This is a genomic window from Streptomyces calvus, assembly GCF_006782915.1.
Classification (GTDB): domain Bacteria; phylum Actinomycetota; class Actinomycetes; order Streptomycetales; family Streptomycetaceae; genus Streptomyces; species Streptomyces calvus.
In genome coordinates this window covers 101,371-113,838 of record NZ_VCNP01000047.1, presented here as the reverse complement: position 1 = coordinate 113,838, position 12,468 = coordinate 101,371, and the positions used below count along the sequence as shown (strand labels likewise).

8 protein-coding genes are annotated in these 12,468 nt (G+C 65.8%); 1 reads left to right on the top strand and 7 read right to left on the bottom strand.

Features of this window, described 5'->3' with window-relative positions; genetic code table 11:
* Positions 1-483 precede the first annotated feature (483 nt).
* The 4 genes from FGW31_RS23220 to FGW31_RS23205 all read right to left on the bottom strand — a co-directional run bounded on the left by FGW31_RS23220 (position 484) and on the right by FGW31_RS23205 (position 7,262).
* Positions 484-3,525 (bottom strand): type I restriction endonuclease subunit R, encoded by a 3,042-nt coding sequence (locus FGW31_RS23220; protein WP_220450376.1) that lies wholly within the window; start codon positions 3,523-3,525, stop codon positions 484-486.
* Between the two features lie 63 nt (positions 3,526-3,588).
* Entirely contained in the window at positions 3,589-4,776 is a 1,188-nt protein-coding gene (locus tag FGW31_RS23215) for a restriction endonuclease subunit S domain-containing protein (RefSeq protein ID WP_182674563.1), read from the bottom strand.
* On the bottom strand, positions 4,769-6,340 hold the full coding sequence (locus FGW31_RS23210) for a type I restriction-modification system subunit M (protein ID WP_142195409.1): 1,572 nt from the start codon (positions 6,338-6,340) through the stop codon (positions 4,769-4,771). The genes FGW31_RS23215 and FGW31_RS23210 overlap by 8 nt, the downstream gene beginning before the upstream one ends.
* Before the next feature lie 688 nt (positions 6,341-7,028).
* Entirely contained in the window at positions 7,029-7,262 is a 234-nt protein-coding gene (locus FGW31_RS23205) for a helix-turn-helix domain-containing protein (RefSeq protein WP_142195408.1), read from the bottom strand.
* Between the two features lie 184 nt (positions 7,263-7,446).
* Between FGW31_RS23205 and FGW31_RS23200 the strand changes: the two genes are divergently transcribed.
* Complete coding sequence (locus FGW31_RS23200; protein WP_267905353.1) at positions 7,447-7,764, top strand: transposase; 318 nt, start codon at positions 7,447-7,449, stop codon at positions 7,762-7,764.
* A 459-nt stretch (positions 7,765-8,223) separates the two neighbouring features.
* On the opposite strand, the gene FGW31_RS23195 is transcribed toward FGW31_RS23200, so the two are convergent.
* From FGW31_RS23195 to FGW31_RS23185, 3 genes are read right to left on the bottom strand one after another with little or no spacing between them, the layout of a single operon-like run.
* Complete coding sequence (locus FGW31_RS23195) at positions 8,224-8,649, bottom strand: hypothetical protein (RefSeq protein WP_182674562.1); 426 nt, start codon at positions 8,647-8,649, stop codon at positions 8,224-8,226.
* The gene (locus tag FGW31_RS23190; RefSeq protein ID WP_220450375.1) at positions 8,646-10,757 is read right to left on the bottom strand and encodes an integrase; all 2,112 of its coding nucleotides are present in this window, start codon (positions 10,755-10,757) and stop codon (positions 8,646-8,648) included. The genes FGW31_RS23195 and FGW31_RS23190 overlap by 4 nt, the downstream gene beginning before the upstream one ends.
* Positions 10,754-12,448 (bottom strand): hypothetical protein, encoded by a 1,695-nt coding sequence (locus FGW31_RS23185; RefSeq protein ID WP_142195406.1) that lies wholly within the window; start codon positions 12,446-12,448, stop codon positions 10,754-10,756. Before FGW31_RS23185 ends, FGW31_RS23190 begins: the two co-directional genes overlap by 4 nt.
* Between the last annotated feature and the right edge of the window lie 20 nt (positions 12,449-12,468).

Here is a 12,468-nt window from a genome sequence, read left to right as displayed (position 1 = left end):
CAGCTGAGGAACCGTCACGCGCCGCCGTACGGGTGCTGCGCACACCGGTCGCCATATGAAGACGTCGCATGTTCCACGCGCTGGGCGGACAGCGCCTGCCCAGCCTCGACACCGTACCTACTGTTGTGAGCACGTGCAGGTGCGCCCGCGCCGAGCCCGACTTCGGGGTTCGTGACTCCGACGGGTCGCTGACCGTCATGGAGGCCAAGAGCGAGGCAATCGACCCCGAAACCCGGGACAAATGGAAGGCCCTCGTGGGAGCAGGCATGGCACCCTCAGTCACTGGTGCATGTCCTGTCCCAACCCGGCGCCGGCAAGACCTCCAGCTCCAGCTCAATGACGAGGAGGTGCTGGCTGCCGAAGTCATCGCCTACTCGGCGAGTTCCCCGTGCAGGTCGCGCTCGTTTCAGCTGGTGCCGACACTGCCGAGCAGCGCGACGAGGCCCGGCAACCGCCACAGGTTGCCGGGCCTCCGTGCACTCGTCAGTCAACGAGGTAGTGGGCTTCGATGTAGGCGACAGTAGAGTCGTACGGCTCCCCCACCGGCTTCAACGTGTACCGGCGGAAGACCGAGGCGGTGGCGCGGCGGACGCCGCGGTTGCGGGCGTCGGCGTTGTCCCATGACTGGGCGAGGGTGCGGGTGACCACCTGGTCGATCTCCTCGGCCAGGTTTCTCTCCGTGATGGTGAGGCCGGGTGGTGCGTGGTCGTGGATGATCCGGGACAGGACGCCCACGTGGTCGTCGTCCAGCACGACGACGGCTTCGGCGGGGTGCTTCTGGGCGTCCACGATGGCGCGGGCGACCCGGAGTGCTTCGGACAGGAACTCGAGGGCGTCCTGGGCGTTCTGGATGATCTGGTCCCGCAGTTGCTTGATCCGCTCGGCGAGGGCGGTGTACTTCGCGGACCCCGGTTCGACGCCCTTGTCGAGGGCGGCCTTGATGTGGTCCAGGATCTCGGCCGCGGACGGCGGTGTCTTATTCTGGTCGTCGTCCTTGTCGGGCTTGGGGTGGACGAGGGCCAGCAGCTCCTTGAGTATGGCGATGCCCTGGGCGTCCAGAACGAGGGGCTCCTCCTGGGAGGCGACCACGGAGAAGGAGTGGACGTGGGCGTTGATGATCTCCAAGACCATCGGCCCCAGCTCGTTGAGGCGTTCCTTGCGCTCCTCGTCGGAGGACTTCTTGAACAGGGTCGTGTACACGGACCCGAACAGGGCGAAGCCGTCGCGGTACTTGGCGATCCGCTTATCGGTGTTGATCAGCGAGTACAGGCGGGCCAGCAGCCGGTAGTCCCTGCTGAACACCTCGGCGGCGCCGGGGTGGGCGTCCAGGAAGACGTTGATGGCGCGCACGGACTCGTATCCGTGGACCGTGAGGTCCAAGCCGTCCACGTCCGCGAGGAGGTCTTCGATGCGGGCGAAGGCGGTGCGGAACTCGGCGACCAGCTCGGTCACGTCGTTGACGAACCCGCCCCCCTTGCCGGCCCCCTTTGACGTGGTGGGGTCGACGACGGCCCGCTGGACCTCCTCGGCCAGGCCGATGTAGTCCACAACCACGCCGGAGGTCTTCACGAACCCGGTCGGGGAGATCCAGGTGCGGTTCGGGCGGGTGATCGTCTGGAACAGGGTGTGGGCCTTCAGCGGCTTATCCAGGTAGAGGACGCCCTCGTTGGGGGCGTCGAACCCGGTCATCAGCTTCGCGGTCACCACCAGGAAGCACAGCGGGTCGTCCGGGCTGAGGAACCGCCGCTTCTGCTCCTCCTCCTGGACTTCCGAGAGCCGGTACGGCCGCATGGCCGGGTCTTCGTCCTTGGAGTCCGAGACTGAGATGTTCACCTCGGCGGTGATCCGCTCGTGTCTGCCGACCTCGGCCAGCACCTGGGGGGCCTCGAAGCCGGCCAGCAGCTCGTTGATCTTGTCCGTGTACGCCACGGCCAGCTCACGGTTGTAGGCGACGACCTGGGCCTTGAGGCCATTGCGGTAGGCGCCAGCCAGGTAGTGGTCCACGATGTGCTGGCACACCGCATGAATACGGTCGGGGTTGGCGAACACGCTGGTGAGGCGCCCGAACTTACGGGACAGAACCTCACGGTCGGGGTCGTCGAGATCGAAGTCGTCGGCGAACTGGTCGAACTCGGCCTGCAACGCCTGGTCATCTATCTCGAAGGCAACCGGGTGCGGGTCCAGCATCACCGGGACGGTCGCCTCGTCCAGCAGGGACCGAGACACCGAGTACCGGTGCAGCACCCTATCCGGGTCACTCTCCTCACCGAAGAGGGCGAAGGTGTCGGTGGCCAGGTTACGCACGGGGGTGCCGGTCATGCCGAAGAACTTCGCATGCGGTAACGCCGCGCGCATCTGCCCGGCCAACGACTGCGTCCGGGCGGACTGGGTGCGGTGCGCCTCGTCGACCAGCACGATGATGTTGCCCCGCATCGACAGGTCCTTGCCGGCGTCGGCGAACTTGTGGACGGTCGTGGAGATGACGCCGCGCACGTCGTCGGCCAGCAGGGAGCGCAGCTCGGCGCTGGTGGCGGGTTGGTGGAAGTAGGTGTCACCCATCGCGGAGGTGAACACCCCGGAGGTCTGCCGGACGAGCTGGGTCCGGTCGGAGAGCAGGATTATCGTGGGCGAGTCGGTGCGGGTGTCGGCCAGCAGCAGCGAGGCGGCGAACACCATCAGCAGCGTCTTCCCCGACCCCTGGTGGTGCCAGATCAGGCCCTTCGACCCGCCCGCCAGCACCCGCTGGTGGATCAGGTGCGCGGCCTCCATCTGCGGATAGCGGGGCAGGTACTTCTTGTCCACCCCGCCCCCGGAGGTGTCGAACAGGACGAAGTTGGCGAGCACGTCCAGGACCGTGGCCGGGTTCAGCAGCAGCTCGACGGAGCGCTGCACGTCGGCCTGCCCGGACAGGTTCTCGTCATCCGCGGTGGACCTGAACGGCTGCCACAGGTTCGTGGGCGCGCCGGCGGCACCGAACCGCAGCTTCAGCCCGTCGGAGGCGACGGCGAAGACATTGGGGGTGAAGAACCACGGGTACTCGGTGACGTACACATCGTTGATCTCGCGGGCGGCATCGGCCCACCCGGACTTCGCGGTCGGCGACTTCACCTCCACCACGACCAGCGGCAGGCCGTTGACCCAGTACACCAGGTCGAATCGGCGGGAGGTCTTGCCGGGAACGGTGATGGTCACCTCGTCCGACACCACCAGCGTGTTGGCGGCCGGGTGCTCGAGGTCGATGACCTTCAGGGCGTGCCACACGCCGTCAGCGTCCCGGAACTCCTTACGGCCCCGCAGCAGGCGCAGTACCTGCTCGTTGGCCCGCACCAGCCCACCCTCGACGGCGTTGACCGCGGCGACGATCTCCTCGGCCACCGCGTCAACGTCGAACCGATCGATCACGTCCGGGTTGAGTCGGACGAGGGCGTCTCGCAAATGGCCGGCAAGCACCGTCTGCGTCGTCTCACGCGGCAGCGCCCTGCCCGCCGTAAAGCCCCAGCCCATCGGGAGGGACCACCGGATCATCAGGTTCTGGAACTCACGCTCCCGAATGCCCCTTGCCACGACTCAGACCCCCAGCTCAGCCGACTAAATCTCGATGGTGCGATCCAGCAGCCCGGACAACAGCCGTGCTCGGACTTCACGAAGATGGGCGGCTTCCGCACGGATCGCCTCCAACGCAGACGCCGTTGCGTCAAGTTCCACAGCCATCTCGCGTTGGCGGGCGAGTGACGGTAGACGCACGGCCATGCCCTTTGCCCGCTTGGCACTGATGTGCTTGATGTTGGTGCCACCCGCGACGTCAAGGAAGGCCCTGGACTCGTAGGCCCACATGCACCAGTGGAAGACGAATTCAGGGATGCAGATCCCTTCCCGCGCCCGGAGACGGAGCAGGGTCATCTGGGTGCAAACGGGCCCTGGCAGTTCATCTCGCCACATAGCGGGCATCCCGACCGCGTTCGCGCTTGCGCTGCCCTCGGACACCACGACGTCGCCGTACTGAAGGCCAAATTTCTTGCGCTCCGCCGGGTCGTAGTTCATCTCGAGCACGTCGGATAGGTCGAGCATTCCGTAGCCGACGTTCGCGGAACGGAGGTAGGGCGTCATGTATGGGCCGGTCGCCCGGTCGGGTGTCCGGCGCACGCCGGTGGAAAAGTCGAAGGCGTGCTCGGCCCTCACGGCTTCAACCGAGTCGTCGGTGATGAGGACAGCTCGTCGGAGACGCAAAACCGCTGCCAGCGCCTCCGCCTCTGTATCGAGTGCGGTGATCTGGTCGTCTACCGCTCCGATGACCTCGACGATCCGCTCTTGCACGGGTGCGGGCGGCAGGGTGACGGTGGCAGCGTAGAACTCTTTCAGACGGACGTTCAGCAGGCCGTGGGCACGCGCACCCTCCCGGAGCATGCCAGCGAGCGAGCCGAAGAACTGGTCCGAGTTGAGGGCAAGTTCCAGGTACTCGGGAAGCGCAGCCCCGTCCTTAGCCTCGAACACGAAGTACAGCGGGGAGACGATGCCCGGCTCGTTGCTGAGGTTGCGAGCCACCGTGCCGTAGGCGGCCGACTTCGACGTGCTCTTGTTGTAGACGAACTGCCCCGGCTCGACAACGTAGTAGCCCGAGGTGTCCTTGCTGGCGACCTTCTTCGTGAAGAACGATTCCTGCGCGATCAGTCCGTGCTCGGCGGAGACGGTCAGAACGTTCTCGTTGGTCCCGTTCACGTTCTTGGTCGTGACGCGCGTGACAACTTCCGACAGCGAGACCTGCCGCCAGTCACTCATCGAAGCCCTCGATCCCGGCGGCAGCGAGAACGGCGAGCATGCGCTGCTCGGTCTTCTGGCGCTCACCTCGGGCGATGTTGTAGGCGTCGATGAGGGTGCTGAGGTCTTCCTGCTCGGCGGCGGCCTGCTTGATGTACCTGCCGATGTTGAGGTCGTACCCGTTCGCCACGATCTCCGTGGTGGGGACGAAACGTGCCGCCAGTCCGCCTTCTCCGTCGGGGTCCACCGGGTTGCCGTCGGCGTCGAATTTTGAGTGGTAGGCGGTCACGACGTCGGCGATGTCGGCGTCGGTGAGGATGTTGCGATTCTTGGCCTTAGCGAACCGCTTGGAGGCGTCGATGAACAGCACTCCCTCCTGCCGTTCCAAGGTCTTGGTGCCAGGGGCACGGAAAACCAGGATCGCCGTGGGAATGCTGGTGCTGTAGAAGAGGTTGGCCGGCAGGCCGACGACGGCTTCGAGCAGGTTGTCGTCCAGGACGCGCCGGCGGATGGCTGCTTCCTGGCCGCCGCGGAAGAGAACGCCGTGGGGCAGGACGACGCCGGCGCGGCCCTTCTTCGGGTCCATCGACGCGATCATGTGCTGGACGAACGCCCAATCCGCCGACGACTGCGGGGCGACCCCGCCGAGGGCTCGCGGGTCGTTGGTCCAGGGCTTCCACTTCAGGCTGTAGGGCGGGTTGGCGAGGATCACGTCGAAGGTCGCGACGGACCCGTCCGGCTTCTTGAAGCGCGGGTCCTTCAGGGTGTCGCCGACCTCGACCTGGAACTGGGTGAGGTTGTGCATGAAGAGGTTCATGCGGGCCACACCGGCGGTGTCCGGTACGGCTTCCTGCCCGTACAGCTTGAGGGTGTAGCCGCGGCCGCCGTGGGCCTTCAGGAGGTTCGCGGAGGCGATGAGCATGCCGCCCGACCCGCAGGTCGGGTCGTACACCGACTCGTGCCCCTTGGGGTCGAGGATCTCGACGAGCAGCTCGACGACCTCGCGCGGGGTGAAGAACTGGCCGGCGCGGGTACCCGACCCGTCAGAGAACCGCTTCAACAGGTACTCGTACGCCCCGCCGAGCACGTCATGGGACATGTTGCCCTCGTGCATCTTCGGAGTGCGGTCCATCGCCTGCATGACCGCCGCCAACACCTCCCCCGACAGCACCTCCTCGGAGGTCCAGGTCATGGACCCGAACAGGCGGGAGAACTTGTCGGGGTTGGCCGTCTCGATGGCCTGCAGGGAGGCGCGGACCCGCTGGCCGAGGCCGGGCTGGGTGATGGTGACCAGAATGGACGACCAGGAGGCCCGACGCTCGGCAACGGTACCGGAGTAGATCAACGGGATCTCGAACGACTGGTAGTCGCGGTACTCGATCTCGCGGGCTTCCTCAGCGGAGAGACTGTCCGGGTCGTTCTCGTCCAGGAACTCCTGATGGTGGTGCTCCCAGGTGTCCGACAAGTACTTCCAGAACATCAGCGGGAAGACGACCGAGGAGTACTGCGCTTCGGGCATCGCCACGCGCAGCTCGTCGGCGGCGTCCCACAGCCGGTTCTCGATCTCCTGCTGGGTCACTGCCATCAGTCGGGGATGTCCTTGCTCGTCAAAGGTTGCGGCCCGAAGGCCGTGGCGTCTCGGCTGGTCACCCTATTTCGAGCGTGCCCGACATGCACATGCCGAGCGTGTCCTGCGGGGTGAACCCACACGGAGCGTCGTATTCCTATGCGGGCGACTCACCAACAATATCCCTCTCCAAGACTACGAAGTACGGCAAACGGGCCAACCAAGCGACGAGGCCAGCAGTGGCCGGACACCCCGTTCCGAGCGCTTCGAGCACCGAGCCAGGCACCATATCAATCTGAACTTGGCTAACTCGGACATCTCATATCCAGGGCACGACTTGCTCTGACCAGCTTTGAGCGCGGATCCACGAACTCATCGCGCACCTGCCCGCGCGAGTGGGGTCACCAGATGCGGCCAAGAGCAAGCTTGAAGGCCAACGTTGGGACCTTGTGGTGCCCCGAATGGGAGCCAGCACGCGGACAGTGACGAAGGGCTGTCCCGCAACTCGGACTCCGGCCTCGCCGGTGTCCATATCGGCCGTTACAGGCTTTCGTTCTTGGTGGGCAAAGCGGCCCAAACGGAGGCTAGTCGACCACCGCCACGGACGCCCGGGGTGGCCGGCCGGATTGCGGGACAGCCCTGAGTCACGGAGGACAGCGGCCCGCAAGAGACCTGGGGAGCTTCGATCGGTCGAGAGCCCATCGCCTCAATCTTGCGTCGGGCTGCTGGCTTCCGGAAACGTCCACTGCTCGGCATCGAAGACGGCCAGTAGACGGGAGGGCTGGACGTGCAGGCCGCGGGCAAGGTTGATCAAGGTTGTCAAGCTTGGGTTGCGCTGACCGTGCTCGATGTAGACCACCCCTCGGAAGCTTAGGCCGCTATGGGCCGCTAGCTCCTCCAATGTCATGCCGCGAGCCTCGCGCATGCGCCGGAGATGCATTCCGAACGCATGAAGCACAGGGTCGGGCGGAGGGGCAGACACGGCACCGACTTGAACACTCGCGCCTCTTTGACCACCATGAACAGCTGTGCATAATTTCTCCTGGAATGCGCAGAGCCCGCTCAGTGGGCAACTGTCCGTGCAGCCTGTCCGGCCGAGTCGAACGGCTTGGAGGTGACGACTCGTGCCCGCTCAGCGCAGGTATCCACCCGACGTCATGGAACGCGCCGTGCGCATGGTGCTCGACATTCGCGCTCAGGATCCGGGCCGCGCCGGCGTGGTCGGTGCTGTCGGCGACCTCATGAAAATTCACCCTGAGGTACTGCGACATTGGGTCAAGAAGGCTGAGGCGATCCGCCCCGAGCCCACAGCCGAAGTCCCAGGGGACGATCAGCTGCGCAACCTGGAGCGCGAAGTCCGGGACCTACGCCGTGCCAATGCAGTTCTTAGGGCCGCCGCGCTGATGTTCGCTTCAGAGCTCGAGCTTGCCCAACCCCGCTGAGTGGTGCCAGTCGCTCGTACTGGGCCCGGCTGCCCTACCGCCGGGCCGAGGTGATATACGGTACGAGGCCAGGCCGGGTCGAGGACCACCTCGCCCAATCCGACGAAAGCCCGGCAGAAGAGACGCACCAAGGTCCGCTGTGTGCCCTTGGTAGAGCGAATCATCCGAATGTGCAGCGCGAGCCCCATCGTGTCCGGCAGGGACTCCGAGGCTCCCTGCCGGAGAATCCCGGGCCATGGATGCGCCGGTTGCACGATGAGGCCCCCTGTGCCTGGCCTCCATCTCGCCCTCATCGACGCTGGCCGCATTGCCCGCACTGCGGTACCCACTCACGGTCACGACGGAGCGGAACGAGCCTTCTCCGCGTACGTGGAGAGAATCAACCCCCGGTCAGCTTTGCCCTCTGCAACTCAGAGGAAACGGCCTGTTCTTCGCAGCTGGACCTGGACTGTTTGGGCTTCAACGAAACATCGGAGTGGGGTGGGGCTGGCTCGGCAGGGCCCTGATCCTCGATTCTTGTTCCATGGCCTGCTGACGAAGTTGACGAATTTCCATCTGCGCCTGATGAAGTGCTCGCACGAGGATCTCGTTGGCGGCCTTGAGCTCCTTGATCCTTTTAACATCATCGGCATGTTGTTCCTTGAGTTTCACCACCTGGACACGAAGTCGTTTTTCGCTGTCGGGCGCTTCTCCACGAGCGCGGATACGTTCGTAGAACTCGTTCTTCAGATCGAGGTGTCGTTGGGTCAGGGCATTGCGGGGAACACCAGCTTCCAGCGCCAGGGCGACGATGGTCAGGGCTCCGTTGGAATGGATGGGTGAGCCACTGAGGATGCGGTCCATGGCTGCACGGATGCGGTCGCGTTCGTCGTTGGCGGGGGTCATGTGGATGTCTCCAGCAGGGTGATGCGGCCGCGCTGGTGGTTCTCAGCAAGGTCTCGGAGTCGCTGTGCTCGGGCTTGTAGCCGTTGAGCCAGCGGGGCGGGAACAAGCTCGACGGACTGTTTCTCCAGAACCTCGGCCTGGGCAATGAGTTGGTCGGCGTGATGGTCGGTCCGGACAACGTTCACGCAGGTCGGCTGGCAGCGGTCCAGGCTGGGAGCGTCACGCCGGTCAGTACGCCGGTGACAGAGGGCCTTCTCCCGGTTGTAGACACACATCAGGTAGGAGTGCGGGTTGTCGTGGACGGCAAGGGAGGGGTTCTTCAGGACCGCGCGTGCGGCGCGGTCGGTGAAGACGGTGCCGGCGAAGGCTGGGGCCTGGCTGGCGGCGTGGATAGCGCGTCGGGCGGCAGGGCCGGAGATGCCGACGCCGTTAGTGAGGTCGGCGTTGAGGGTGGTGAGGGTGTCCGCGGTGGCGCGGGCGGTCTCGATGTCTAGGAGTTGGTGGATACCGTCGCGGCTGCGAGATGCATATCCGGCCGAGACGGCGGTGCGCAGGTGGCCATACTGAATCGCGAGGGCGACCAGGCCGCCGGGTCGGCGGGCGATGTGCCAGGCCAGGGTTCTTCTGAAGCGCTCCGTTCCGATCGCCCCGTTCGGGTCCGCGGGAACAACTTCATGGGGGCGCTCGAGGGTTTGGGCCAGCTCGGATACCCAGACGGCGAAGTCCTCAACCCGGCTGCGCCAGGAGCTGAGCGTCACTGCGCCGACGAAGCTGCGTCTGTTGATGAAGTCGTGGGTGGCGCCATCGAAGAGCAGGGCGCCGTCAGGGACGATGCGTTCAAGAACGCGGATGGCGCTGACTGCCGGGGCGACGGCGACCCAGGGGACGTCGCGGAGCTCACCCTCGGATCGGTAGTTGCCGTTCTCGTCGGTAGCCGTCTTGTAGACGTGTCCGTAGATGAGGTGACGCCCGGATTCGGGATCCGGGCAGCATCCAGTTCTCAGACCGAGAACCTCTTGAGGGCGCATTCCTGTCAAGTACGACAGGACAATGAAAGCCGCGGTTCCCAGATGCCGCATCAGCGCTGTGGCCTCGGTGAAGTCCAACGACAATTTCCATGGCTTTCCCGCGACGAGGCCGGTGACGGGTATGTCCAGCGGACATCCGCCGGCGTTGTTGAGCATGTACTCCTTCAGCCCCAGCCCTCGGCTGCCAACGACGTTGTTAGTCTGGCCGTAGGGAGCGCCGTTGAGACCAGCGATGTAGGTGAGGGCGAATCGTCTGCCGCCACGGTAGTTGTGAGAGGGGATGGGCTGGCCCTGCTCGACCAGGTCGTTGAAGTAGGCCTTGAGGGCAGCCCGTGATGCGGGGGTCGCCTCGGCCTGGGCGACTTGCGCGGTCAGCCGCCGTTTCTCGGCCCAGGCCGCAAGGATATCGTCGGCGAAGTCCTCGACCACCCGCAGGGCCCAGATGAGCAGGGGGCCCATGGTGGCGGGTGCAAGCGGCTCCGTGGCGTTCTCCCCGCCGGACGATGTCGCCGCCGGGAGGTAGTCGTCGCGGCCCTCCCGGTTCCAGGGAGGTTCGGCAATTCCGCGGGGGAGCGCACTGCCTTCGTCGAACGCCCAGAGTCGGGTCAGCGCGGTCAGACGGCTTCCCACTGTCGAGCGGCTGACTTTCTTTTTTCGGCTGAGGTGAAGTCCGTAGTCGTGGAAGACCTCTTCGGTGCAGGCGTCCAGGCTAGTGATGCCCCGCTTGTCGAGCCAGTGGGCGAAGGCCCGCCAGATCAGGACGGCTTGGTAGATCGAGGGCCCGCTCTGCCGGGTCCGCCAAGAAGGTACCTTGCCGGTCAGGAACGTGTCGGGCAGCGCCCGGTTGACCATGTGCCAGGCGACGAGCCGGAACTCCTCCCGAGTGGTGTCCGGGAACTTCGACCAGTGGATCGTCTCGCGGGGAGCACTGGGGTTGTCGATCAGTGGCGCCATGGGCCAGGTGGGGGCGCTGTAGGGGTTGACTGTGCCTTGGTAGCTGGCCACCACCAGCAAGGGTTCGATCGAAGGGCTTTCTGGGCCCGGGATGATCAGGGGCAGTTCGGTGTACGCGCTCGTCACAGGTCGTAGTGTCCGTTCAGGAGATGGTCGATCGCCTCGCGGTCTTCAGAGGTGACCTCGGCGAGCTTCGCCGTCCAAAGGGCCACTCCTAGACGGCTCTTGAGGTCTTCCAACCGGGCGTGGGCATCGGACCAGTCCGTTTCCCAGTGGCCGGGCTCCAAGGCCGTGCGCAGACTCTCCAGCGCATGGTGCAGATAAGCGAGGCGGGCGTGATGGCCAGGGTGGACCCGAGCGTTCGGGCAGGCGGTGCAGAGCAGGAAAGACGCCCCGCAGCCCGAGCCTGGTGGAGTGAACGGGCTGTTGTCGTAGTCCGTGCAGCCAGCTGTCGCGGTCTGCTGTTCGCTGTCCTCAGGGCCATCGCTGAGCTGGGCCCGGAACACCGTGCGGCGGGCAGCGTCCAGTGCCGCGGTCGCGCCGTCTGCAATCACCGGGACAGCTGCCTCCTGGGCCTGCGGTTCGTTCATGACGTAGACGCGGTCGTGGGTGTCCTGGGTGTTCTGTCCCGGCTCGCGCCGGTGCAGGACGTTGACCGTCTTACGGGTGCGCCGCAGCGGTGACCCCGCCAATCCGACCTCGATGGCCCAGTGAGTGCCGGCGGACCTCGCCAGCCCGAGGACGAATGGCCCCACCCGGGGCGATTCTGGGTCAGCGCGTCCACTGTTGGCGTATGTCTCGTGCCATATCAGCAGGCGGTCCAGGTCGGATCCGGAGGCGGCGATGAACGCGCGGGCGTGAGCGGTCGCTTCCAGGGCCTCGGTAATCAGCCGACCCGGGGAATCGGCGCCGAAGTCCGTGAGGTTGCGTGTCTCGAAGTGCCGACCGCCGCCACGACGGCGCTTTTCCAGCTCCAGGCGATAGACGGGAAACCCGCCGTTCTGCCCGGAATCCGGAGTCGCCCGGGGTACTGGCATCTCGGAGACCGTAGTGGCGTTCAACCCCTGCTCGGTCACCAGCAGCACCGCCAGCGAGGTGCTCTCGATCCGGCTCAGATAGAGCCGCTGCCAGGTCACCTCCGGCCGCGCGCCGCCCATCGCCAGCCGGTAACGGTTGACCATCACCATCTTGCCTCTGGCCTGCTGGTATCGGGGAACGTGCCCGGTCCGCGCGAGGCAGTCCAACCCCTCCCCGATCAGCCAGTCCCGACTGCCGGGCTCGAAGGCCCCCTTCCGCCAGGCATCCAGGTGCCGGGTGTTCTCCCGGATCCGCAACAGCGCGGCCCGGAACATCCGCCGTGCCGTGACACGGATCTCAGCGAACTCCTCGGGCTGGTATGCCCTCTCCTGGGCCTTTACCTTCAGTACCCGCTTGGCCATCACCTCCCGGACCGGCTCAGGGAGCCGCTCGTCACGCAACAGGAAGTTCGCCAGCACCTTGACCTGCCGGTATCCGGTGTCGGTGGCCGGCCTGCTGAGCCGCCAGGACGACCACAACGCCGCGGTGAACTCGTCGACGTCTCCCGGCGGGCTCTCCTGCTCGGACAGGAACTTCGCGAAGGCCCGCAGCAGAACCCAGATGTTGAAGCCGGTGATAGCGGAGTCCCAGCCACCACCGGGGGCGCACCGCGCGGCGAACACAGCAGCAAAAGACCGCTGCAGGGCTGGGGCCACCGGCAGGGCCCCGAAGTCGTAATTGCGGATGACGCCCCGCTTGTCGCGGTGACACACTCGCAGGCCATCCTCTGCCAGAACCACCGGGCGGTGGTGAGGAACAG

Bases quoted from the DNA above. Each gene is read 5' to 3' on its own strand.
- FGW31_RS23210 (WP_142195409.1), bottom strand. From the start codon at position 6,340: ATGGCAGTGACCCAGCAGGAGATCGAGAACCGGCTGTGGGACGCCGCC.
- FGW31_RS23205 (WP_142195408.1), bottom strand. From the start codon at position 7,262: ATGCATCTCCGGCGCATGCGCGAGGCTCGCGGCATGACATTGGAGGAG.
- FGW31_RS23220 (WP_220450376.1), bottom strand. From the start codon at position 3,525: ATGATCCGGTGGTCCCTCCCGATGGGCTGGGGCTTTACGGCGGGCAGG.
- FGW31_RS23195 (WP_182674562.1), bottom strand. From the start codon at position 8,649: ATGACCCCCGCCAACGACGAACGCGACCGCATCCGTGCAGCCATGGAC.
- FGW31_RS23215 (WP_182674563.1), bottom strand. From the start codon at position 4,776: ATGAGTGACTGGCGGCAGGTCTCGCTGTCGGAAGTTGTCACGCGCGTC.